Source organism: Pseudomonas sp. FP1742, from assembly GCF_030687145.1.
GTDB classification, from domain to species: domain Bacteria; phylum Pseudomonadota; class Gammaproteobacteria; order Pseudomonadales; family Pseudomonadaceae; genus Aquipseudomonas; species Aquipseudomonas frederiksbergensis_D.
The window spans coordinates 1,989,045-2,011,926 of sequence record NZ_CP117460.1; the positions used below are offsets into that span (position 1 = coordinate 1,989,045).

Consider the following 22,882-nt stretch of genomic DNA (forward strand, 5'->3'; position numbering starts at 1 on the left):
GGGCCGCGCGGTGGGGTCAGCTCCCGCGCGGGCCGAGAAGGATCAATATGGTTCACACACCTCAAATCAAGATCCCCGCCACCTACATGCGTGGCGGCACCAGCAAAGGCGTGTTCTTCAGCCTGCAAGACTTGCCCGAAGCGGCACAAATTCCGGGGCCGGCTCGGGATGCGTTATTGCTGCGAGTGATCGGCAGCCCCGATCCGTATGAAAAGCAGATTGACGGCATGGGCGGCGCGACATCCAGCACCAGCAAAACCGTGATCCTGTCGAAAAGCATCAAGGCCGATCACGACGTCGATTACCTGTTCGGCCAGGTCGCCATCGACAAGCCTTTCGTCGACTGGAGCGGCAACTGCGGCAACCTGTCGGCGGCGGTCGGTTCGTTCGCCGTCAGCAACGGCCTGGTGGATGCCAGTCGCATTCCGTACAACGGTGTAGCAGTGGTACGCGTGTGGCAGGCCAACATTGGCAAGACCATCATCGCTCATGTGCCGATCACCAATGGCGAGGTCCAGGAAACCGGCGATTTCGAACTCGACGGCGTGACCTTTCCGGCGGCTGAAGTGCAGCTCGAATTCATGGACCCGGCGGCGGAAGAGGAGGGGGGCGGTGGTTCGATGTTCCCCACCGGTAACCTGGTGGACGACCTCGAGGTGCCGGGTGTCGGCACGCTAAAGGCAACCCTGATCAACGCTGGCATCCCGACCATTTTCATCAACGCCGAAGACATCGGCTACACCGGCACCGAGCTGCAGGGCGCGATCAACAGTGACCTGGAGGCTTTGGCGATGTTTGAAACCATCCGTGCTTACGGCGCGCTGCGCATGGGGTTGATTCAACACCCGGATGAAGCCGCCAGGCGCCAGCACACGCCGAAGGTCGCGTTCGTTGCCCCACCTGCGGATTACATTGCGTCCAGCGGCAAGAAGATCGCAGCCACCGACGTCGACCTGCTGGTGCGCGCGCTGTCCATGGGCAAGCTGCACCACGCCATGATGGGCACGGCGGCGGTGGCCATCGGCACGGCGGCGGCGATTTCCGGCACGCTGGTGAACCTGGCGGCGGGCGGCATAGAGCGTAATGCCGTGCGCTTCGGTCATCCCTCCGGCACCTTGCGCGTGGGCGCCGAGGCCACTCAGGTCAACGGTGAATGGACGGTGAAAAAGGCCATCATGAGCCGCAGTGCACGGGTGTTGATGGAAGGTTACGTCCGTGTGCCGGGGGATTGTTTCTAACCCCGGCACTGAGCCGATGTGGGGGCGGGCTTGCTCGCGAAAGCGGGATGTCAGGCAATGTTGATGTCGACTGACACTCCCTCTTCGCGAGCAAGCCCGCTCCCACTTTTAATCCTGTTCCTACAATAAGAAAGCAGCACGGAGTAATCCTGAACCGAGGTCCCATCAACGAACCACTTCAAGAGTGAATCGAACATGAGCGCCAACGTCGACCTGAACACCCGCCCCGACTACGACACGGTCCTGCAGGACATCGCCGACTACGTCCTCAATTTCAAAATCCTGTCTCCAGAGGCGCTCGATACCGCCCGCAACTGCCTGATGGACACCCTCGGCTGTGGCTTGCTGGCCCTGCGTTTTCCTGAATGCACCAAACACCTGGGCCCCATCGTCGAAGGTACTGTCGTTCCCTTCGGTGCGCGCGTGCCGGGTACGAGTTATCGTCTCGACCCGGTCAAGGCTGCTTGGGACATTGGGTGCATCGTTCGATGGCTCGATTACAACGACACCTGGCTCGCCGCTGAATGGGGCCATCCGTCCGATAACCTCGGCGGTATTCTCGCGGTGGCCGACCACCTGTCGCAAAAACACCTGGCCAATGGCGAGGCGCCGCTGACCGTTCGCGCGGTGCTGGAAGCCATGATCATGGCCCACGAGATTCAAGGTGTGATTGCCCTGGAAAACTCGTTCAACCGCGTCGGCCTCGATCATGTGATTCTGGTGAAAGTCGCCTCGACGGCCGTCACCGCCAAGCTCATGGGCGCCAATCGCGAGCAACTGCTGTCGGCCTTGTCCCATGCCTTTGCCGACGGCCAGGCGTTGCGCACGTACCGGCATGCGCCGAACGCCGGGTCGCGTAAATCCTGGGCTGCAGGGGATGCGTCCAGCCGTGGCGTGCGTCTGGCGGACATTGCGATGCGTGGTGAGATGGGCATCCCCGGCGTACTGACCGCCAAGCAATGGGGGTTCTACGACGTGCTGTTCAGCCACACCAACAACGACCTGGGGCTCAAGCCTGAAGGCAAACGCGCTTTCAGTTTTTCCCGGCCGTTCGGCAGCTATGTGATGGAAAACGTGCTGTTCAAGATCAGCTTTCCCGCCGAGTTCCACGCGCAAACGGCCTGCGAGGCAGCCGTCACCCTGCATCCATTGGTCAGGAATCGCCTGCATGAAATCGACAGGATCGTTATCACCACCCACGAATCAGCGATCCGCATCATCTCCAAGGTCGGCCCGCTGGCCAACGCCGCGGACCGCGATCACTGCCTCCAGTACATGACCGCCGTGCCCCTGGTGTTCGGCAATCTGGTGGCCGAGCAGTACGAAGACGACTTCCACGCCGTGCATCCGATTATCGATGTGCTGCGCGACAAAATGGTCATCGTTGAAGACCCGCGTTTCACTCGCGAATACCTGGAGCCGGACAAGCGCTCCATCGCCAATGGGCTGCAGGTGTTCTTCAAGGATGGTTCCAGCACCGAAAACGTGGTGGTGGAATACCCGATCGGCCATCGCCGTCGCCGTGCCGACGGAATTCCGTTGTTGGAAGAGAAGTTCAAGGTCAATCTGGCGACGCGATTTACGGCGCAGCGGAGTGCCGAAATCTTTGCGCTGTGCAAAGACCAGGCTGCGCTGGAGGCGACGCCTGTGAACCGGTTTGTGGATTTGTTTGTGATCTAGGAGACCGAGTTATCGTTCTTCGCGAGCAAGCCCGCTCCCACATTAGACCGAGTTGTCCAGGCGGACGCGATCTAATGTGGGAGCGGGCTTGCTCGCGAAGGCGGCCTGACAGGCGCTAAAAAATTACTTGAACCGCCGCTCCACACCTTTCTCCACCAGAATCTTCGCCGAGATCTCTTCCACCGAGAAATGTGTGGAGTTGATGTGGGGAATGTTCTCGCGACGAAACAGATTCTCCACCTCGCGCACTTCGAATTCACACTGCGCGTAGCTCGAATAACGGCTGTTGGGTTTGCGTTCGTTACGGATTGCGGTGAGGCGGTCCGGGTCGATGGTCAGGCCGAACAGCTTGTGATGATGGGCGCGCAGGGCCGTCGGCAGTTGCAGGCGCTCCATGTCGTCTTCGGTCAGCGGATAGTTGGCTGCGCGGATGCCGAATTGCATGGCCATGTACAAACACGTCGGTGTTTTGCCGCATCGCGACACGCCTACTAGTATCAGGTCAGCTTTGTCGTAATAGTGCGTGCGGGCGCCATCGTCATTGTCGAGGGCGAAGTTCACCGCCTCGATGCGCTCCATGTAATTGGAGTTGTGGCCGATGGAGTGGGATTTGCCGACGGTGTAGGACGAATGCTCGCTCAGTTCCTGTTCGAGGGGCGCCAGGAAGGTCGAGAAAATGTCGATCATGAAACCATTCGACGTTGCGAGAATCTCACGAATGTCCTGATTGACAATGGTGTCGAAAATAATCGGACGAAAACCATCGTTTTCGGCGGCTTTGTTGATTTGTTGTACCATGGCCCGCGCTTTATCTACGTCGTCGATATACGGTCGTATGATTTTGCTGAAGGTAATGTTTTCGAACTGCGCCAGCAGGCTTTGGCCGAGGGTTTCGGCGGTAATGCCGGTGCCATCGGAGATAAAGAAAGCAGATCGTTTCATTTGCACCTTGGGCCTTAAGCTAGTGACGATTCTTGGATATAGTAGGCGCGATTTGTCGGCCACCGATGGCCCGCATTCTCACTTATTTTCCAGGTCCAGGCCATACAGCCGGCAAAGGCTCCCCCGAGTCGCCGGCTTCTGAGCTTTTCCAACACAGTTAGTGGAGAGATCACCTTGGTAGAGTACGTAGTTTCCCTCGATAAGCTCGGCGTCCATGATGTAGAGCATGTGGGGGGCAAGAACGCATCCCTGGGCGAGATGATCAGTAACCTTGCAGGCGCCGGTGTATCGGTGCCAGGTGGCTTTGCCACGACAGCTCAGGCTTATCGTGATTTTCTGGAACTGAGCGGCCTGAACGATCAGATCCACGCCGCCCTCGACGCCCTGGACGTCGATGATGTAAACGCCTTGGCCAAGACCGGCGCCCAGATCCGTCAATGGATCATGGAAGCCGAGTTCCCCGAGAAGCTCAACGCCGAGATCCGCACCGCGTTCGCCACGCTGTCGGCCGGCAACCCTGACATGGCGGTGGCCGTGCGCTCTTCCGCTACCGCCGAAGACCTGCCGGACGCTTCCTTCGCCGGCCAGCAGGAAACCTTCCTGAACATCCGTGGTGTCGAAAACGTCATTCGCGCCGCCAAAGAGGTGTTCGCTTCACTGTTCAACGATCGCGCCATTTCCTACCGCGTCCACCAGGGCTTCGACCACAAGCTGGTGGCCCTGTCGGCTGGCGTGCAGCGCATGGTCCGCTCCGAAACCGGCACCGCCGGGGTGATGTTCACCCTCGATACCGAATCGGGCTTCCGTGACGTGGTGTTCATCACCGGCGCCTACGGCCTGGGTGAAACCGTCGTACAAGGCGCGGTGAACCCGGATGAGTTCTACGTCCACAAAGGCACGCTGGAAGCCGGCCGCCCGGCCATCCTGCGTCGCAACCTGGGCAGCAAAGCCATCAAGATGATCTACGGCGACGAAGCCAAGGCCGGTAAATCGGTCAAGACCGTCGACGTGGACAAGGCCGATCGTGCGCGTTTCTGCCTGACCGACGCCGAAGTCAGCGAGCTGGCCAAGCAGGCGATGATCATCGAGAAGCACTACAAGTGCCCGATGGACATCGAATGGGCCAAAGACGGCGACGACGGCAAGCTCTACATCGTGCAGGCCCGTCCGGAAACCGTGAAAAGCCGTACCCAGGCCAACGTCATGGAACGTTACCTGTTGAAAGAAACCGGCACCGTGCTGGTGGAAGGTCGCGCCATCGGCCAGCGCATCGGCGCCGGCAAGGTGCGGATCATCAAGGACGTGTCCGAGATGGACAAAGTCCAGCCGGGCGATGTTCTGGTTTCCGACATGACCGACCCGGACTGGGAACCGGTCATGAAGCGCGCCAGCGCCATCGTCACCAACCGTGGCGGCCGCACCTGCCACGCGGCGATCATCGCTCGCGAGCTGGGCATTCCGGCCGTGGTTGGCTGCGGCAACGCCACCCAGCTGTTGAAAGACGGCCAGGGCGTGACCGTTTCCTGCGCTGAAGGCGACACCGGTTACATCTTCGAAGGCGAACTGGGCTTCGACATCAAGAAAAACTCCGTGGATGCCATGCCGGATCTGCCGTTCAAGATCATGATGAACGTCGGCAACCCGGACCGCGCCTTCGACTTCGCGCAACTGCCGAATGCCGGTGTGGGCCTGGCCCGTCTGGAATTCATCATCAACCGCATGATCGGTGTGCACCCCAAGGCGCTGTTGAACTACGACGGCCTGCCGCAGGAAATCAAGGACAGCGTCGACAAGCGCATTGCCGGTTACAACGATCCGGTGGGTTTCTATGTCGACAAGCTGGTCGAAGGCATCAGCACCCTGGCGGCAGCGTTCTGGCCGAAAAAGGTCATCGTGCGTCTGTCGGACTTCAAGTCCAACGAATACGCGAACCTGATCGGCGGCAAACTCTACGAGCCGGAAGAAGAAAACCCGATGCTGGGCTTCCGTGGCGCTTCGCGTTACATCAGCGAATCGTTCCGTGACTGCTTCGAGCTCGAATGCCGCGCCCTCAAGCGCGTGCGTAACGAGATGGGCCTGACCAACGTTGAAATCATGGTGCCGTTCGTCCGTACCCTGGGTGAAGCGAGCCAGGTGGTCGATCTGTTGGCCGAAAACGGTCTGGCCCGTGGCGACAACGGTCTGCGCGTGATCATGATGTGCGAACTGCCGTCCAACGCGATCCTGGCTGAAGAGTTCCTCGAGTTCTTCGACGGCTTCTCCATCGGCTCCAACGACCTGACCCAGCTTACCCTGGGCCTGGACCGTGACTCCGGGATCATCGCGCACCTGTTTGACGAGCGAAATCCTGCGGTCAAGAAACTGCTGGGCAACGCCATTGCCGCGTGCAACAAGGCCGGCAAGTACATCGGCATCTGCGGTCAGGGCCCTTCGGACCACCCTGATCTGGCCAAATGGCTGATGGAGCAGGGCATCGAAAGCGTTTCGCTGAACCCCGATTCCGTACTGGAAACCTGGTTCTTCCTGGCTGAAGGTCAGGCTTCGGCTTGATGTGTTGAGTGAAGAGGCCGGTGTGTACCGGCCTCTTTAGGATTCTGTGTCCCATCTCGGCAATGCGTTCAATTTTGACGTGTGGATTTTGTTGGCAGGCAAGGCGCAGCGACGAGTCATAGCTAGCTATGGCGAGGAGCTGCAACGCAGCATGCCGGCAAAAGCCGCCGTCAAAATTGAACAGTCATTGCCGAGATGGGACACTTGGGCGGGCTCCAACTGGATGCCGCCCTTTTTTGTGCAAGAGCATATGCAAAGTAGCAGCAACCTATTTCCTGTCGCTCTGATCAGCGCCGAGCGGCGCGGCGATCTGAGCGAAGACGTCTATCGTTTGAAACCCGGCAACAGCCCCGACGGTACCGTCGAACTGGCTGTGACGCGCCTGGGTCTGGCCGATGAGCCGGCGGTGCGTGGCGTGCCGGTGATTCTGTTGCACGGCAGCTTTTCCAATCGACGGTTCTGGTTCTCTCCCAAAGGTTTGGGTCTGGGCGCTTACCTGACGCGTCTGGGATTCGATGTGTGGATTCCGGAAATGCGCGGTCACGGCCTGTCTCAGCGCAACCAGAACTATCGCCAGAACCGCGTTGCCGACTATGCGCGTTACGATTTGCCGGCCATTGGTGCGTTCGTGCGCGAACAGAGCGGCCAGATCCCGCACTGGATCGGCCATTCCCTGGGGGGCATTACCCTGGCCGCGGCATTGGGCGGTCAGTACCTGGGCGAGCCCGCCGTGGCTTCCGCGGCGTTTTTCGGTACGCAGGTCAGCCGCACCTACTGGCCGTTGAAGTTTCCACCGGTGGAGTGGAGCGGACGCTTCATCCTCAAGCGGTTTTCCCAGCTATCGGGTTCACGGCTCAAGCGCGGCCCGGAGGACGAGCCGATAGGCCTGGCCCTGGAAAGCATGCGCTGGTACGGGCTGTTCGGCCGTTTTGGCGATGCCGACAAAGACTGGTGGGCGGGGTTGGCCGAGGTGCAATTGCCGGTGCTGGCCGTTAGCGCCGCGGGCGATCATCAGGACCCGACCTGGGCCTGCCGCAAGCTGTTCGATCAAGTTGGCTCCGAGCACAAGCAATTCATTACCCTTGGCCGCGAGCAAGGCTTTGGCGATAATTTCGGTCACGTGGAAATGCTGGTCAGCAAGGCTGCGCAAACTGAAGTCTGGCCGTTGGTAGCGCGCTGGCTGGTGGATCAACAGACGCCTTTATTGGGCGAAAAGCCGGATTTGGCCGCAGCGATTTGAGCCTGATGCTCTAACGAGGGCATTTCGCTCTGATCGGCTTGCCGCTAAGATGTGACGCGTTGAGCGGTTCTGGTCACTTTGAGTGACTGAGTCGGTCGTGATGTTCGTGCGAGCGGAGTGATTTACACCGCCCAATCCTGGCCCGAGTATGCTGCATACTCGATTGTCTTCCTTGTTACAGGAGTTTCTCGATGAACCATTACCTCACGCCTGACCTGTGCGACGCCTACCCGGAGCTGGTGCAGGTGTTGGAACCGATGTTCAGCAATTTCGGTGGCCGTGACTCCTTCGGCGGCGAAATCGTGACCATCAAATGCTTCGAAGATAACTCGCTGGTCAAGGAACAAGTCGAGCTCAAGGGCAACGGCAAGGTGCTGGTGGTCGACGGTGGCGGTTCCCTGCGTCGCGCGCTGATGGGCGACATGCTGGCCGAGAAAGCCGCGAACAACGGTTGGGAAGGGCTGGTTATCTACGGTTGCATCCGCGACGTCGATGTCATCGCGCAAACCGACCTTGGTGTCCAGGCCCTGGCCAGTCACCCGATGAAAACCGAGAGGCGCGGTGTTGGTGAGCTCAACATCGCTGTGACCTTTGCGGGTGTGACGTTCCATCCTGGCCACTACATCTACGCGGACAACAATGGCGTGATCGTTTCGCCAAGCCCGCTTGCAATGCCTGAATAAAGCACCGTACCAACAAAGGGGTGAGGATGTTCGAGGAAGAAAACGCGCAATGGGGGCTGGTGCATGCCCTGGTGCTGGACGGTAAAGGCGGTGCGCGTTCGATAGCCCGGACTGAACTCGATGACTTGCAGCTGCAGGCCCATGAAAGCCTGTGGCTGCACTGGGATCGCAGTCACCCGCAAACCCAGACATGGCTGCGCAAATTCAGCGGTCTGAGTGAATTTAGTTGCGACTTGTTGCTGGAAGAGAACACCCGGCCGCGCCTCTTGCCGCTGCCGGACTCCGAGTTGCTGCTGTTTCTGCGCGGGGTCAACCTCAATCCAGGTGCCGAGCCGGAAGACATGGTCTCGGTACGGATCTTCGGTTCGGCCCAGCGGGTGATCTCCTTGCGTTTGCGGCCGTTGCGCGCCACCGATGAGTTGCTGGTGCAACTGGCCGAAGGCAAAGGGCCGAGAACCGCTTCCGAACTGATCCTCTATATGGCGCAATACCTGACCAACAAGGTGCAGGATCTGGTCGCTTGCCTCTCCGAGGTGGTCGATGAAGAGGAAGAAAAGCTCGATGCCGACGAACGGTATACTCCCGAGCACGGCGCCATTTTGCACATCCGCCGCCGGGCCGCCGGACTGAAGCGTTTTCTGGCGCCGCAGCGGGATATTTTCGGTCAGCTGACACGGATAAAACTGCCGTGGTTCTGCGAAGATGATGGCGACTACTGGAACGAATTGAACAACAGCCTTACCCGTTATCTCGAGGAGCTGGAATTGACCCGCGAGCGCGTGGGGCTGGTCCTGGAGGCCGAAGACCGGCGTCTGAACGAGCGCATGAACCGCACGATGTACCGCTTCGGGATCATTACCGGGATCTTTTTACCGATGAGCTTTCTGACCGGCCTTTTGGGGATCAACGTCGGTGGTATTCCATTCTCCGCCAGCCCCTACGGCTTTCTGATTGCTTGCCTGTTGATGGTCTCGGTGGCATTGGGGCAGTGGTGGTTATTCCGACGTTTGCGTTGGGTCTGACGATGAGCCATGTGACCCGACCAAATTTGACCGCGTCTTTGACAGATATCACGAGAGGTGCGTATGCACGATCCGTTTGAACAGTCTTTGCGTGACATGCTCAAGGCATCGCCGTCCAGCCGTGACGACGATGCCTGCCTGGGGCGTGTGCTTAAAACCGCCAACCGCCAGGTCGGTGCCGGTGATCTGTTCAGCCTGCTGGGCCGTTGGCTGCCCGCGTTGATGATTGCCCTGAATAACGGATCGGCCCATGTCTCGCCGGTTTCTCGTCTGCGTAAACCTACCGCTCGCACTGCTGATAAGGCTGATTGAATATGGAACTTGATCTCTGGACTCAGAGCCTCGTCACTGCAATGACTGCGTTGTGGACCAAAGTTGCAAACTTCATTCCGAACCTGTTTGGCGCACTGGTTGTGCTGCTGTTGGGTTTTGTCGTGGCCAAGCTGCTCGACACGCTACTCTCCAAATTGCTCGCCAAACTGGGCCTCGATCGCCTGATGGGCGGTACCGGGCTGACTAAACTGCTGTCCCGTGCCGGCCTTCAGGTGCCTATCTCGACGCTGATCGGCAAGATCGTCTATTGGTTCGTTCTGCTGATTTTCCTGGTGTCGGCCGCAGAATCCCTTGGACTTGAGCGAGTTTCGGCTACGCTGGACATGCTGGCGTTGTATTTGCCGAAAGTATTTGGCGCCGCGCTGGTGCTGTTGGTGGGGGTCTTGCTGGCGCAACTGGCCAATGGGCTGGTGCGGGGCGCGGCAGAAGGCGTAGGGCTGGATTACGCCGCGGGCCTGGGGCGAATTGCCCAGGGCCTGGTGATCATCATCAGTATTTCGGTCGCGATCAGCCAGTTGGAGGTCAAGACAGACCTGCTCAACCATGTGATCGTGATCGTGTTGATTACCGTTGGTCTGGCGGTTGCGCTGGCCATGGGGTTGGGAAGCCGGGAAATTGCCGGCCAGATTCTTGCTGGAATCTATGTGCGTGAGTTGTATCAGGTTGGGCAACAAGTGCGTGTTGGCGAGGTCGAAGGTCAGATCGAAGAGATCGGCACGGTGAAAACCACAGTGCTGACCGACGAGGGTGAGCTAGTCTCTCTCTCGAATCGGATTCTCCTGGAGCAGCATGTGAGTAGCCGCTAACCCGGCAAATCCTGCTAATGTATGCCGCCGCAAAATGCCCTGAGGGGCTGCGGCGGACATTGACCTGACTGTCGGCCCGACTTGTTTTGAATAAAGCTCAATCGCTCTCCACGCGCTACGACCCCCGCGAGCTCTCTGATGAGGAGTTGGTCGCGCGCTCGCATACCGAGCTGTTTCACGTAACCCGCGCCTATGAAGAACTGATGCGGCGTTACCAGCGAACATTATTTAACGTTTGTGCGCGGTATCTTGGGAACGATCGCGATGCAGATGATGTCTGTCAGGAAGTGATGTTGAAGGTGCTGTACGGCCTGAAGAACTTCGAGGGGAAATCGAAGTTCAAGACGTGGCTGTACAGCATCACGTACAACGAGTGCATCACGCAGTATCGGAAGGAACGGCGTAAGCGTCGCTTGATGGACGCTTTGAGTCTGGACCCCCTCGAGGAAGCGTCTGAAGAAAAGGCGCCGAAACCCGAGGAAAAGGGTGGACTTGATCGCTGGCTGGTGTATGTGAACCCGATTGATCGTGAAATTCTGGTGCTACGATTTGTCGCAGAGCTGGAATTTCAGGAGATCGCGGACATCATGCACATGGGTTTGAGTGCAACAAAAATGCGGTACAAACGCGCTCTAGACAAATTGCGTGAGAAATTTGCAGGCATTGCTGAAACTTAGTTCGGCGCAAATATCTCTTACGTGTAGGCAAGTTCTGATAGACTTGCCGCCGAGTTGTCCCCCGGTTTGCGGGACTGCTTCACAATCACCAGATGGGGATTTAACGGATGAAACTGAAAAACACCTTGGGCTTTGCCATTGGTTCTCTTATTGCCGCTACTTCGTTCGGCGCGCTGGCACAAGGCCAAGGCGCAGTTGAAATCGAAGGCTTCGCCAAGAAAGAACAGTACGACAGCGATCGTAACTTCAAGAACAACGGCAACCTGTTCGGCGGTTCGGTTGGTTACTTCCTGACCGACGACGTGGAACTGCGTCTGGCCTACGACGAAGTGCACAACGTACGTGCAGATGATGGTCGTAACGTAAAGGGCGCTGATACCGCTCTGGACGCTCTGTACCACTTCAACAACCCAGGCGACATGATCCGTCCATACGTTTCTGCCGGTTTCTCGGACCAGAGCATTGGCCAGAACGGTTCGGGTCGTAACCGCTCCACTTTCGCCAACGTTGGCGGCGGTGCCAAGCTGTACTTCACCGAGAACTTCTACGCCCGTGCCGGCGTTGAAGCTCAGTACAACATCGACCAGGGCGACACCGAGTGGGCTCCAAGCGTCGGTATCGGTGTGAACTTCGGTGGCGGCTCCAAGCCTGCTGCTGCTCCAGTTCCAGCACCGGCTGAAGTTTGCTCCGACAGCGACAACGATGGCGTTTGCGATAACGTTGACAAGTGCCCGGACACCCCAGCCAACGTAACTGTTGACGCTGATGGCTGCCCAGCAGTTGCTGAAGTTGTTCGTGTTGAGCTGGACGTGAAATTCGACTTCAACAAGTCGGTAGTCAAGCCTAACAGCTACGGCGACATCAAAAACCTGGCTGACTTCATGAAGCAGTACCCATCCACTACTACTGTTGTTGAAGGTCACACTGACTCCGTCGGTCCTGACGCTTACAACCAGAAACTGTCTGAGCGTCGTGCAAACGCCGTTAAGCAAGTTCTGACCAACCAGTACGGTGTTTCGCCGTCCCGCGTTCAGTCTGTTGGCTACGGCGAATCCCGCCCAGTTGCTGACAACGCCACTGAAGCTGGTCGCGCTGTAAACCGTCGCGTAGAAGCGAAGGTTGAAGCTAACGCTAAGTAATTAGCTCGCAGCTCAAGAAAAGCCCGGCTTAGGCCGGGCTTTTCTTTGTCTGCGATTTGGTGAAGAGGGAGTAATAGGTCGGGTTCAGGCTGATTGATCGGCCGCCATCGCAGGCAAGTCTCGCTCCCACAAAGATGCCGTTGCACAGGCTGCCACGGCACCGATTACCAGGATCGCCGGGCTTTTCAACTGGAAACCAAGGGCATCTTTCTCCATCGCCGTCAGGTCGCTCCGGCATTCCCGTTGATGTGGCAGCGAAGCATTTTCGATCATCGCCACGGGCGTATCGGCTGCCATTCCGCCGGCCAGCAGTTGTTCGCGGATCTCACTGAGTTTCGCCACGCCCATGTAGATCACCAGCGTGGTGCCGCCTTGAGCCAGGGCCTGCCAATTCAGGCTGCTGTCATCCTGAGTATGGGCCGTGACCAGTGTCACGCCCCGCGCGACGCCCCGCAGCGTCAGAGGAATATCACATTGGGTCGCGCCGGCAAGACCGGCGGTGATGCCGTTGACCAGCTCAACCTCGACGCCACGCTCACGCAACCACTGCGCCTCTTCACCGCCACGCCCGAAGATGCACGGATCGCCGCCCTTGAGCCGCACTACGCATTTACCGTGGCGGGTGTAACGCAGCATCAGGCGATGAATGAAGGCTTGAGGCGTGGAGCGACAACCGCCGCGCTTACCCACAGGAATAATTCGTGCGTTCGGGCAATGTTCCAGCACCGCGTCATTGACCAGATCGTCGATCAGCACCACGTCCGCTTCGCGCAACGCTCGAACCGCCTTGAGGGTCAGCAATTCCGGATCGCCAGGACCCGCACCCACCAGCCAGACTTTTGCGCTCATAGTGTTTTCCTCACGAGGTGACGGCGACTGGCTGCGCGGTGGCGGCCAGCAAACGCTTGATTTCCGGGACGCAGGAGCCGCATTGCGTGCCGCAGCCCAATTCTTGTTTCAAACCCTGCAAGTCCAGGCCACGGCCAATGCCGGCACAGACCGCGTTCTGGCTGACGTTCATGCAGTTGCACAGGGTTTTGCTGCCGGATGCCGGGGCGCCGGCGTTGCCTGGTGGCGCACTCAACGGTGCCAGCAGCCAACGGCGCAATTGTTCGTCGGCGCGACCTTCGAGCCACAGGCTTTGCAGCCAGTGCTGGGCGAGTGTTTCACCGGCCAGGCGAATCGCGGTGATCCGGCCGTTCTCGATACGCACCCGTTTACCGATCGAACGCCGGGGATCGTCGTAGGCCAATACCGGGCCGTCGTTGAGCCCCAGGCACTGATCGATATCACGCAACAACTGCGGCTCTGGCGCGGTGGCGCTGGCAGCGCGTATCAGCAGCGCGGGACGCTCACGGCCGGCCAGGCTGAGGCTCGCGTAGGAAAACGCCTCGCAGAGTGGTCGCAGCGTCTCCAGGTGCTGTTGAACATCGCCTTCGATCAGGGCGAAAAGCTGCCAGGGCAAGTGCACAGGCTCGAGTCGCACACCGCTGTGTTTGAGTTCCGGTTGCTTCGACAACGGATCGAAGGCGGGAAGGGTGAGGGTGTTCACGCCGCCCTTGAGGAAGCGGTCGCCCCAGTGCATCGGCAGGAAGGCCTGGCCCGGACGTACGCTGTCGTCGCTGCTGACCGGCAGGATCACCGCGCCCCGGCGACTTTTCAGATTGATCAGGTCGCCAGGTTGCAGGCGATGGCGACGCAGTTCATCCGGATGCAGGCTCAGCACGGCTTCACTGACATGGCCAAACAGCTGCGCGGCGGTGCCGGTGCGGCTCATGCCGTGCCATTGATCGCGCAGGCGGCCGGTGATCAGGGTCAGCGGGAAGCGCGCATCGCGTTGTTCCTTGGCGGCGCGATACGGGTCGGTCACGAACTGCGCACGCCCGCTGGCGGTGGGGAAAACTCCGTCGAGGTACAACCGCGCGGTGCCTTCGCGGGCACCGGCGGGGAAGGGCCATTGCTGCGGACCGAGCTGGTCGATCAACGCATGACTGATCCCGGACAGGTCGAGGTCGCGGCCGCGAGTCAGTTGTTTGTATTCGTCGAAGACCTGTGCCGGGGTTTCAAAGGCAAACAGGCTGGTGGCTTCGGGACGCAGATGTTTTTCCAGACGCTGTGCGAAATCCACGGTGATCGCCCAGTCGGGCCGTGCTTCACCGGGTGCGCCGATGGCCCGGCGGACGTGGGAAATGCGCCGCTCGGAGTTGGTAACTGTGCCGTCCTTTTCACCCCAGCTGGCGGCGGGCAGCAACAGGTCGGCGAACGCGGCGGTTTCGGTGGTGTGGAAGGCTTCCTGCAGCACCACGAACGGGCAGGCTTGCAGTGCCTCGCGCACAGCGGTCTGGTCCGGCAGCGACTGGGCAGGGTTGGTGCAGGCGATCCACAGAGCTTTGATCTTGCCGCTGCGCATCTGCTCGAACAGTTCGATGGCGGTTAGCCCGGTGTTCGCGGGCAGTTGATCAACGCCCCAGTAGTCGGCCACTTGCGCCCGGTGTTCGGCATTGGCCGCTTCGCGATGACCCGGCAGCAGGTTTGACAAACTGCCGGTTTCCCGGCCGCCCATGGCATTCGGCTGACCGGTCAACGAGAAAGGTCCTGCACCGGGCCGGCCGATTTGCCCGGTGGCCAGGTGCAGATTGATCAGTGCGCTGTTCTTCGCGCTGCCGGCGGTGGACTGATTCAGCCCCATGCACCACAGCGACAGAAAGCTCGGTGACGTGCCGACCCATTCCGCGCATTGCTGCAGTTGCTCGACGCTGATGCCACAGAGTTGCGAAACCATTGTCGGGGTGTAATCGCGCACCAGGTTTTTCAGCTCGGCCAGGCCTTCTGTGTGGGCCTTGATGAAGTCGCGGTCGATCCAGTCTTCCCACAGCAGCAAGTGCAAAATGCCATGGAACAAGGCGACATCGGTACCGGGCAGAATCGCCAGGTGCAGGTCCGCCAAATCGCAGGTGTCGGTGCGCCGTGGGTCGATGACGATGACTTTCATCTGTGGGCGGCGGGATTTGGCTTCTTCCAGGCGACGAAACAGTACCGGGTGAGCGTAGGCCATGTTGCTGCCGACGATCATCACGCAGTCGCTCAATTCCAGGTCTTCGTAGTTGCAGGGCGGAGCATCGGCGCCGAGGCTGCGCTTGTAGCCGACCACCGCTGAAGACATGCACAGCCGTGAATTGCTGTCGATGTTGTTGGTGCCCACCAGCGCCCGCGCCAGTTTGTTGAAGGCGTAGTAATCCTCGGTCAGCAATTGCCCGGAGATATAGAACGCGACGCTGTCCGGGCCGTGCTCGGCGATGGTTTCGGCGAAAACGCTGGCGGCGTGATCGAGGGCCGTGTCCCAGTCGGTGCGGCTGCGGGCCAGGCCTTTGCCCAGCCGTAGTTCCGGGTACAGCGCCCGTGCTGTCAGGTCGCCGGTCAGGTGCAGGGTCGAACCTTTACTGCACAACTTGCCAAGGTTGGCCGGGTGCGCCGGATCGCCGCTGACGCCGAGAATGCGCTCGCCGTCGTGCTCGATCAGCACGCCGCAGCCGACCCCGCAGTAGCAGCAGGTGGAGGCGGTGATTTGGCGGTCCATCAGCTTGCTTCCCGCAGGGCCAGCAGCACCCGGCCATTTTCGACCCGTGCCGAATGATGGTGGGCGCAGCCGATATCCGGGGCCTGGGCCTCACCGGTTTCCAGGTCGATCTGCCAGTTGTGCAGCGGGCAGGCCACCCGTTTGCCGTAGATCAAACCCTGGGACAGCGGCCCGCCCTTGTGCGGGCAACGGTCGTCGAGGGCGAAAACCTCATCGTCGCTTGTACGAAAAATCGCGATATCGCCTTTCGGGCCGGCGATGATTCGCGAGCCGAGGGCATTGATCTCTTCCAGTGCGCAGATATCCAGCCAGTTCATACCGACACCTCCAGGTTCTTCACGGGAATGACCTCGAATTCTTTTTTCAGCAGCGGCTGTTCGAGGCGTTCCTTCCACGGGTCCTGCTCGAACGACAGGGAGAATTGCAGGCGTTCGTTGAGTGCCTTGCGCCGTACCGGGTCTTCCAGCACAGCTTTCTTGATGTGTTCCATGCCGACCCGTTGCAGGTAATGCACGGTGCGCTCGAGGTAGAAAGCTTCTTCACGGTACAGCTGTAGGAAAGCGCCGTTGTATTCGCGCACTTCTTCGGCGGTTTTCAGCTTGACGAAGAACTCCGCGACTTCGGTCTTGATCCCGCCGTTGCCACCGATGTACATCTCCCAGCCGGAGTCCACGCCGATAATTCCGACGTCCTTGATCCCCGCTTCCGAGCAGTTGCGTGGGCAACCGGAGACAGCCAGTTTCACTTTGTGCGGCGACCACATGTTGAACAGGTCATGTTCGAGCTCGATGCCCAGTTGCGTGGAATTCTGGGTGCCGAAGCGGCAGAACTCACTGCCGACACAGGTTTTCACGGTGCGGATGGATTTGCCGTAGGCGTGGCCGGACGGCATGTCCAGGTCTTTCCAGACCCCCGGCAGGTCTTGCTTTTTGATTCCCAGCAAGTCGATGCGCTGGCCGCCGGTGACCTTGACCATCGGCACGTTGTACTTGTCGGCCACGTCGGCAATGCGCCGCAGCTCTGAAGGATTGGTCACACCGCCCCACATCCGCGGGACGACAGAGTAAGTGCCGTCTTTCTGAATGTTGGCGTGGGCACGTTCGTTGATCAGCCGCGATTGCGGATCGTCCTTGGCCTCGCCGGGCCAGGTGGAAATCAGGTAGTAGTTGAGCGCCGGGCGGCAGGTGGCGCAGCCGTTCGGGGTGCGCCAGTTCAGGTAGCTCATGGTGCCGGCGATGGTCAGCAGGTGCTGGTCGCGAATGGCCTGGCGGATTTGCCCGTGGTTGAGGTCACTGCACCCGCAGATGGCTTTTTCGCTTTTCGGTTTGACGTCTGCCGCACCACCCACGGTGTTGATCAGGATCTGTTCGACGAGGCCGGCGCAGGAGCCGCAGGAGCTGGCGGCCTTGGTGTGTTTCTTCACGTCGTCGACGCTGAACAGACCGTGTTCCTGAATGGCTTTGACGATGGTGCCTTTGCACACGCCATTGCAGCCGCAGACTTCGGCGGTGTCGGCCATGCTCATGGCTTTGTCCTGGCCCTGGTGTCCTACATCGCCCAAGGCATTTTCGCCAAACATCAAATGATCGCGGATCTCGCCGATGGCATGGTTCTCACGGATCTGCCGGAAATACCAGCCGCCGTCTGCCGTATCGCCGTACAGACAGGCGCCGACCAGCACGTCATCCTTGATCACCAGTTTCTTGTAGACCCCGCCGATCGGGTCGGAGAGGGTGATGGTCTCGGTGCCTTCGCCGCCCATGAAGTCGCCGGCGGAGAACAGGTCGATACCCGTGACTTTCAATTTGGTCGACGTCACCGAGCCCTTGTAGGTGGCGAAGCCCAGTTGGGCGAGGTGGTTGGCGCACACCTTGGCTTGTTCGAACAGCGGCGCGACCAGGCCGTAGGCGGTGCCGCGGTGGCTGGCGCATTCGCCGATGGCGTACACCCGAGGGTCGTAGGTTTGCATCGTGTCGTTGACCAGAATCCCGCGGCTGCAAGGGATGCCGGCTTTTTCCGCCAGTTCGGTGTTGGGGCGAATGCCGGCGGCCATCACCACCAGGTCGGCTGGGATAATGTCGCCGTTCTTGAACTGCACCGAGCCGACCCGGCCATTGCCGGCGTCGTGCAGGGCCTGGGTCTGTTCGCACAGGCGGAAATGCAGGCCGCGGGCTTCCAGGGCGGTTTGCAGGAGTTGGCCGCTGGTTTTGTCCAGTTGGCGCTCCAGCAGCCATTCACCGATGTGCACCACGGTGACGTGCATGCCGCGCAGCATCAGGCCGTTGGCGGCTTCAAGGCCCAGCAGGCCGCCGCCGATGACCACGGCGTGCTTGTGGGTCTTGGCGGTGTCGATCATTACCTGGGTGTCGGCAATGTCGCGGTAGCCGATCACGCCCTCCAAGGTATTGCCGGGGATCGGCAGGATGAACGGGGTCGAGCCGGTGGCAATCAGCAGGCGGTCGTATTCGGCCTCTGTGCCGTCTTCGGCGATGACCCGGCGTTTGACCCGGTCGATCTCCACCACTTTGCGGTTAAGCAGCAGCTTGATGTTGTTTTCCAGGTACCAGTCCAGATCGTTGAGCACGATCTCTTCGAACGTTTGTTCGCCGGCCAGTACGGGCGACAGCAGGATGCGGTTGTAGTTGGTATGGGGTTCGGCGCCGAAGACCGTGATGTCGTACAGCTCGTTACTCAGCTTGAGCAGTTCTTCCAGGGTACGAACCCCGGCCATGCCGTTGCCGATCATCACCAGTTTTAGTTTTTTCATCAGGTTCTCCGGGGAGCTCGGGCCTGCCTCATCAGGGCATTCAGGCCTTGCTCGACAAAATTTTGCGCAAACAAAAAAAGGCGTCCCGCTAGCTAACTAGCGAGGACGCCTTTGTCCTTGTCCCGTTCTCTCGGGCAGCGCAGCCTTCTACGTTGAAGGCCGGGCTTTATGTATGTTGGGAAAGGTAATGCAGTGGTTGTGCCAAGTCTCGCAAGCGCCGGGTTTATGGGCTTTCATCGTGAGAGGAGGGTGTTTGCATGCACCGGTTCAAGGCGCGATGCCCGGTTTTGAGGCAGAAAAATCAAAGGATCGCAGCCTGCGGCAGCTCCTGCAGGAGATCGTGGGCACCCGTAGGTGCTGCCGCAGGCTGCGATCTTTTGATCTTTTGGGGGCAGTGAAACACTCAGTGAAACAACAAAAACAGCAACACCAGGTTCACCAGCAACGACACCAGCGCCAACGTCCGCCAGACTTTCAACGGCTCGCGCTCCAGCAAGGGTCTGGGGCGTACGCTCAAACTGCGTCGCTCTCCCTGTTCCAGCAGCAACAACCATTCTTCCGCCGTTTCAAAGCGCTGATCCGGAGCCGCCGCCACCGCGCGCTCCAGACTCTGCGCGATCCATTCCGGCAGGTCGGGCCGGTAGCGACTGGCGCTGACCGGCACCCCGAACCGTGGGCGCTGGAACGCTTCGATTTCGCCGTAGGGATAATGCCCGGTGAGCAGGTAATACAAGGTCACGCCGACGGCATACAGATCCTGTTGTGGTGTCGGCGGATCGCCGCGGAAAGCTTCCGGCGCGATATAACTGGGCGTTCCGGGCAGGGCGAAGGCTTGATCTTCGGACAGCCCGGGACAGTAGGCGAGGCCGAAATCCAGCAGGCGCAACTCGCCATCGTCCCCCAGCAGCAGGTTCTCCGGTTTGATATCGCGATGCAGGATCTGCCGTCGATGCAGGATGCCGACAGCCCGCAGCAGGCGTTCGGCCAGGTCCTGCCATTGCGCCAGTGGCAGCGTTGTGACGCGTTCATGCAGCTCCGCCAGGGTCGACCCGGAATATTCACGCATCACGTAGTACAAATGCTGACGCTGACTGGCGGCATGGACTTCAGGGAAATGCCGACCGGCTACACGCTTGAGAAACCATTCCTCCGACAGCAAGGCCTGCCCGGCCTGGTGATCGTCACGCAGCGCGCTGGGCAAGGTTTTCAGCAGCCAGGGCTGTTGTTGTGCATCGCGCACCCGGTAGAGCAGCGATTGCTGGCTCTGGCCGAGGATCCCTTCGACCTGCCAGCCTTCGAAGGTCTGGCCCGGTTTCAGCACAGGCGGGAGCGGCCATTGCTGCAGGTGAATCAGGGCATCGCCAATGCTGGTTTCACCAAGGGCATCGACCCGCACCAGCAGGGCGCTGGCATTGTCCTGACTACCGGCCAGGTGCGCGGCACTGACCAAGGTCTGCGCGGCACTGTTGAGGTCAGGTTGGTCGCGCAGAATGGCGGCAATGGCGGTATCGCCCAGCACAGCCCAGATGCCGTCGCTGAGCAGCACGAAACTCTCATTCAGGCGCAGTTCGCCGTCCAGAAAATCCAGCACCAGATGTTGATCCAGTCCCAGGGCCCGCTTGAGCACATGCTGCATGCCCGGCTGGTCCCAGACGTGATCCTCGCTCACCCGTTGCAGCGTGTCGGCGTGCCAGCGGTAAACCCGGCAATCGCCGACATGCGCCAAAGTGAAACGCCTGCCGCGCATCACCAAGGCACTGACCGTGGTCAGCAGCGGTTGCCCGCCGCCGTTGGCCTGCAACCAGCGGTTTTGCGCCAGCAGCAGGCGATCCAGTGCCTGGGCGACACCCCAGGTTTCCGGGGTGGCGTAGTAGTCCAGTGCCAGGGCCTGCAAGGTCGAACGGGCCGCGAGACCGCCATCGGCGCATTGGCTGACGCCATCGGCGATGGCGAACAGGTAACCTTTGCTCGCCGCCAGTGCCGGGGCCGGAGTGACCAGGCGCAGGGCGTCCTGGTTTTCTTCACGAGGCCCGATGGCACTGGCTTCGGCAAAACTCAGTTGCAGGCTCATTCAACCCTCACACGCGAGCCGCGGTAACGGCTGCCGAACCCCAAGTGGTTCTCCAGCGACGTTTCACCCCGTGCAGACCGAACCAGGCGAGTACGCCGAGGCTGGCGAACAACCACAAGGCCATTTGATAGCTGCCGGTGCTTTGCTTGATCGCGCCCATGCCGGCCGCCAGTGCGAAACCGCCAATGCCGCCGGCCATGCCGATCAGACCGGTCATCACACCGATCTCCCGACGAAAACGCTGCGGCACCAACTGGAATACGGCACCGTTGCCTGCACCTAAACCGAGCATAGTGCAGACGAAAAGCGCCAGGGCTGCGTAGGAACTCGGCAGATTGAAGCCCACGGTCGCAATGCAGATCGCGGCCACGGTGTACATCGCCAACAGGGTGCGAATCCCGCCGAAGCGATCCGCCAGCGCGCCACCCAATGGACGCATCAGGCTGCCACCGAACACACACGCCGCGGTGTAGTAACCGGCGGTCACCGGGCTCAGGCCGTACTGGTCGTTGAAGTAGCCGGGCAGGGCGCTGGCCAGGCCGATGAAACCGCCGAAGGTCACGCTGTAGAAAAACATGAACCACCAGCTGTCGCGGTCGCCCAGGGCCTTGAGGTAGTCGGCCATGGACTTGGCTTGCGGCCGCTCGGGAGCATTCCTGGCCAACCAGGCGAAGACGATCAGGGTCAGGATCAGCGGGATCAGGGCGAAGCCGAACACGTTGCTCCAGCCAAACATGGCGGCCAGTACCGGGGCGATCAGGGCGGCGAGCACGGTGCCCGAGTTACCGGCACCGGCGATGCCCATGGCTTTGCCTTGGTGCTGCGGCGGATACCATTGCGAGGCCAGCGGCAGGGCGACGGCGAAGGACGCACCGGCCATGCCGAGGAACAGGCCCAGCAATAGTGCCTGCTCGTAACTGTGGATGCCGACTTTCCAGGCGACGAACAGGGCGCTGATGACGATCACCTGGCCGATGATCCCGGCGGTTTTTGGCGACAGGCGATCAGCCAGCAGGCCCATCGCAAAGCGCAGTACGGCCCCGGCCAGAATCGGCGTGGCCACCACCAGCCCGCGCTGTTGGGTGGTCAGGTGCAGGTCAGCGGCGATCTGCACCGCCAGAGGGCCGAGCAGGTACCAGACCATGAAGCTCAGATCGAAATAGAGGAAGGCTGCGAACAGTGTCGGGGTATGGCCGGATTTCCAGAAGCTTGAATTCATCGCGCACCTCAGCTGTCAGGCGTATCAAGAAGGAGTCATGAGCTTGCAGGTGGGGCGCCACTACGGCCGCACCACCAGCCCCGGTCTCTGGGGCCAAAACGGAAAAACGCCGCTACCCGATCCGCCAGGGGGCGAATGAGGTGAGCGACGTCTTTGTCGTAGGTGGGGCAACCGCCGTTGGTTACCTTGCAGTGATTTACTTAGCGAGATTTGTGCCAACACGTGAGACTGAGTCGCGGCCATTCGCGAGCAAGCCCGCTCCCACAGGGGAATCGCGTCGTTCACAACATTGAAGTTCGACACAATCAAATGTGGGAGCGGGCTTGCTCGCGAAGGCGATCGATCATTCACCGCAAGGCTTCAGCCAAGCAGTTCACTCATGGCAATGATCTGCTCCGCCACCTGGATCAGCTTCTGCTGGCGGCTCATGGCCTGGCGGCGCATCAGGGTGTAGGCCTCTTCTTCGTTGCAGTCCTTCATCTTCATCAGCAGCCCCTTGGCCAGCTCGATGCGCTTGCGCTCGGCCAGTTGCTGGTCGCGGGCGTGCAGTTGCGCGCGCAGGGCCTGGTCGCTTTCAAAGCGCGCCATGGCCACGTCGAGAATCGGCTGCAGGCGTTGTGCGTGAATGCCTTCGACGATGTAGGCACTGACGCCGGACTTGATTGCCTGGCGCATCACGCTGGGGTCATGCTCGTCGGTGAACATCACGATTGGCCGTGGTTGGTCACGGGTGACCAGCACCACTTGCTCCATCACATCGCGGCTCGGTGACTCGGTATCGATCAGGATCACGTCCGGACGCACCGTTTCGACGCGCGCGGGCAGGTCGATGGTCAGGCCGGACTCGTCGATGACCTCGAACCCGGCTTCGGTCAGGGCCGCTTTCAGACGCCCGACTTTTTTCGCGGTGTCGTTGATCAGCAGGATACGCAACATAT

At 60.2% G+C, this 22,882-nt stretch carries 18 protein-coding genes; 10 read left to right on the forward strand and 8 right to left on the reverse strand.

All coding sequences use genetic code 11. The features are described from left to right. Nucleotides 1-47 precede the first annotated feature (47 nt). Both prpF and prpD read left to right on the forward strand, forming a co-directional pair. Entirely contained in the window at nt 48-1,238 is a 1,191-nt protein-coding gene (prpF, locus tag PSH64_RS09010) for a 2-methylaconitate cis-trans isomerase PrpF (protein WP_305480481.1), read from the forward strand. Between the two features lie 195 nt (nt 1,239-1,433). Continuing rightward, nucleotides 1,434-2,918 carry a 2-methylcitrate dehydratase gene (gene prpD / locus PSH64_RS09015; RefSeq protein ID WP_305480482.1) on the forward strand — a complete coding sequence of 495 codons (1,485 nt, stop codon included), beginning with the start codon at nt 1,434-1,436 and terminating at the stop codon, nt 2,916-2,918. A gap of 123 nt (nt 2,919-3,041) precedes the next feature. Here the strand turns inward: prpD and PSH64_RS09020 are convergent, their stop codons facing one another. Then, the gene (locus PSH64_RS09020; protein ID WP_105339619.1) at nt 3,042-3,860 is read right to left on the reverse strand and encodes a pyruvate, water dikinase regulatory protein; all 819 of its coding nucleotides are present in this window, start codon (nt 3,858-3,860) and stop codon (nt 3,042-3,044) included. Nucleotides 3,861-4,034: 174 nt separating this feature from the next. Between PSH64_RS09020 and ppsA the strand changes: the two genes are divergently transcribed. The 8 genes from ppsA to PSH64_RS09060 all read left to right on the forward strand — a co-directional run bounded on the left by ppsA (nt 4,035) and on the right by PSH64_RS09060 (nt 12,310). After that, nucleotides 4,035-6,410 (forward strand): phosphoenolpyruvate synthase, encoded by a 2,376-nt coding sequence (gene ppsA, locus PSH64_RS09025; protein WP_305480483.1) that lies wholly within the window; start codon nt 4,035-4,037, stop codon nt 6,408-6,410. A gap of 250 nt (nt 6,411-6,660) precedes the next feature. Next, nucleotides 6,661-7,650, forward strand: a complete 990-nt coding sequence (locus PSH64_RS09030; RefSeq protein WP_305480484.1) for an alpha/beta fold hydrolase — start codon at nt 6,661-6,663, stop codon at nt 7,648-7,650. Between the two features lie 191 nt (nt 7,651-7,841). Next, on the forward strand, nt 7,842-8,333 hold the full coding sequence (gene rraA / locus PSH64_RS09035; protein WP_305480485.1) for a ribonuclease E activity regulator RraA: 492 nt from the start codon (nt 7,842-7,844) through the stop codon (nt 8,331-8,333). 26 nt (nt 8,334-8,359) lie between these two features. Further along, complete coding sequence (locus tag PSH64_RS09040; protein ID WP_105339616.1) at nt 8,360-9,355, forward strand: zinc transporter ZntB; 996 nt, start codon at nt 8,360-8,362, stop codon at nt 9,353-9,355. A gap of 63 nt (nt 9,356-9,418) precedes the next feature. Continuing rightward, entirely contained in the window at nt 9,419-9,667 is a 249-nt protein-coding gene (locus tag PSH64_RS09045) for a hypothetical protein (RefSeq protein ID WP_008006975.1), read from the forward strand. Between the two features lie 2 nt (nt 9,668-9,669). Further along, nucleotides 9,670-10,494, forward strand: a complete 825-nt coding sequence (locus PSH64_RS09050) for a mechanosensitive ion channel domain-containing protein (RefSeq protein WP_007902078.1) — start codon at nt 9,670-9,672, stop codon at nt 10,492-10,494. An 86-nt stretch (nt 10,495-10,580) separates the two neighbouring features. Continuing rightward, nucleotides 10,581-11,171 (forward strand): RNA polymerase sigma factor SigX, encoded by a 591-nt coding sequence (gene sigX, locus PSH64_RS09055; RefSeq protein ID WP_017337463.1) that lies wholly within the window; start codon nt 10,581-10,583, stop codon nt 11,169-11,171. Between the two features lie 107 nt (nt 11,172-11,278). Further along, on the forward strand, nt 11,279-12,310 hold the full coding sequence (locus tag PSH64_RS09060) for an OmpA family protein (RefSeq protein WP_105339615.1): 1,032 nt from the start codon (nt 11,279-11,281) through the stop codon (nt 12,308-12,310). 84 nt (nt 12,311-12,394) lie between these two features. Here PSH64_RS09060 and cobA read toward each other — a convergent pair whose 3' ends face one another. The 7 genes from cobA to PSH64_RS09095 all read right to left on the reverse strand — a co-directional run bounded on the left by cobA (nt 12,395) and on the right by PSH64_RS09095 (nt 22,880). Beyond that, a complete protein-coding gene (cobA, locus tag PSH64_RS09065; protein WP_105339614.1) occupies nt 12,395-13,159 on the reverse strand; it encodes a uroporphyrinogen-III C-methyltransferase in 765 nt (254 codons plus the stop codon). A 10-nt stretch (nt 13,160-13,169) separates the two neighbouring features. Beyond that, nucleotides 13,170-15,887 (reverse strand): nitrate reductase, encoded by a 2,718-nt coding sequence (locus PSH64_RS09070; protein WP_305480486.1) that lies wholly within the window; start codon nt 15,885-15,887, stop codon nt 13,170-13,172. Continuing rightward, entirely contained in the window at nt 15,887-16,204 is a 318-nt protein-coding gene (gene nirD / locus PSH64_RS09075; protein ID WP_008146292.1) for a nitrite reductase small subunit NirD, read from the reverse strand. The genes PSH64_RS09070 and nirD overlap by 1 nt, the downstream gene beginning before the upstream one ends. After that, nucleotides 16,201-18,654, reverse strand: a complete 2,454-nt coding sequence (gene nirB / locus PSH64_RS09080; RefSeq protein ID WP_305480487.1) for a nitrite reductase large subunit NirB — start codon at nt 18,652-18,654, stop codon at nt 16,201-16,203. The genes nirD and nirB overlap by 4 nt, the downstream gene beginning before the upstream one ends. A 403-nt stretch (nt 18,655-19,057) precedes the next feature. Further along, nucleotides 19,058-20,725, reverse strand: a complete 1,668-nt coding sequence (locus PSH64_RS09085) for a bifunctional protein-serine/threonine kinase/phosphatase (RefSeq protein ID WP_305480488.1) — start codon at nt 20,723-20,725, stop codon at nt 19,058-19,060. A gap of 7 nt (nt 20,726-20,732) precedes the next feature. Continuing rightward, nucleotides 20,733-21,944, reverse strand: a complete 1,212-nt coding sequence (locus PSH64_RS09090; protein ID WP_105339610.1) for a NarK/NasA family nitrate transporter — start codon at nt 21,942-21,944, stop codon at nt 20,733-20,735. 360 nt (nt 21,945-22,304) lie between these two features. Continuing rightward, nucleotides 22,305-22,880: an ANTAR domain-containing response regulator gene (locus tag PSH64_RS09095; RefSeq protein ID WP_105339609.1), complete on the reverse strand. Its 576-nt coding sequence runs from the start codon at nt 22,878-22,880 to the stop codon at nt 22,305-22,307. Nucleotides 22,881-22,882 lie beyond the last annotated feature (2 nt).

Coding starts and splice junctions, on each gene's coding strand:
- PSH64_RS09040 (WP_105339616.1), top strand. CDS start 8,360: ATGTTCGAGGAAGAAAACGCGCAATGGGGGCTGGTGCATGCCCTGGTG.
- PSH64_RS09085 (WP_305480488.1), bottom strand. CDS start 20,725: ATGAGCCTGCAACTGAGTTTTGCCGAAGCCAGTGCCATCGGGCCTCGT.
- rraA (WP_305480485.1), top strand. CDS start 7,842: ATGAACCATTACCTCACGCCTGACCTGTGCGACGCCTACCCGGAGCTG.
- PSH64_RS09070 (WP_305480486.1), bottom strand. CDS start 15,887: ATGGACCGCCAAATCACCGCCTCCACCTGCTGCTACTGCGGGGTCGGC.
- PSH64_RS09030 (WP_305480484.1), top strand. CDS start 6,661: ATGCAAAGTAGCAGCAACCTATTTCCTGTCGCTCTGATCAGCGCCGAG.
- PSH64_RS09060 (WP_105339615.1), top strand. CDS start 11,279: ATGAAACTGAAAAACACCTTGGGCTTTGCCATTGGTTCTCTTATTGCC.
- PSH64_RS09045 (WP_008006975.1), top strand. CDS start 9,419: ATGCACGATCCGTTTGAACAGTCTTTGCGTGACATGCTCAAGGCATCG.
- PSH64_RS09090 (WP_105339610.1), bottom strand. CDS start 21,944: ATGAATTCAAGCTTCTGGAAATCCGGCCATACCCCGACACTGTTCGCA.
- nirD (WP_008146292.1), bottom strand. CDS start 16,204: ATGAACTGGCTGGATATCTGCGCACTGGAAGAGATCAATGCCCTCGGC.
- nirB (WP_305480487.1), bottom strand. CDS start 18,654: ATGAAAAAACTAAAACTGGTGATGATCGGCAACGGCATGGCCGGGGTT.
- prpD (WP_305480482.1), top strand. CDS start 1,434: ATGAGCGCCAACGTCGACCTGAACACCCGCCCCGACTACGACACGGTC.
- cobA (WP_105339614.1), bottom strand. CDS start 13,159: ATGAGCGCAAAAGTCTGGCTGGTGGGTGCGGGTCCTGGCGATCCGGAA.
- prpF (WP_305480481.1), top strand. CDS start 48: ATGGTTCACACACCTCAAATCAAGATCCCCGCCACCTACATGCGTGGC.
- PSH64_RS09020 (WP_105339619.1), bottom strand. CDS start 3,860: ATGAAACGATCTGCTTTCTTTATCTCCGATGGCACCGGCATTACCGCC.
- PSH64_RS09095 (WP_105339609.1), bottom strand. CDS start 22,880: ATGTTGCGTATCCTGCTGATCAACGACACCGCGAAAAAAGTCGGGCGT.
- PSH64_RS09050 (WP_007902078.1), top strand. CDS start 9,670: ATGGAACTTGATCTCTGGACTCAGAGCCTCGTCACTGCAATGACTGCG.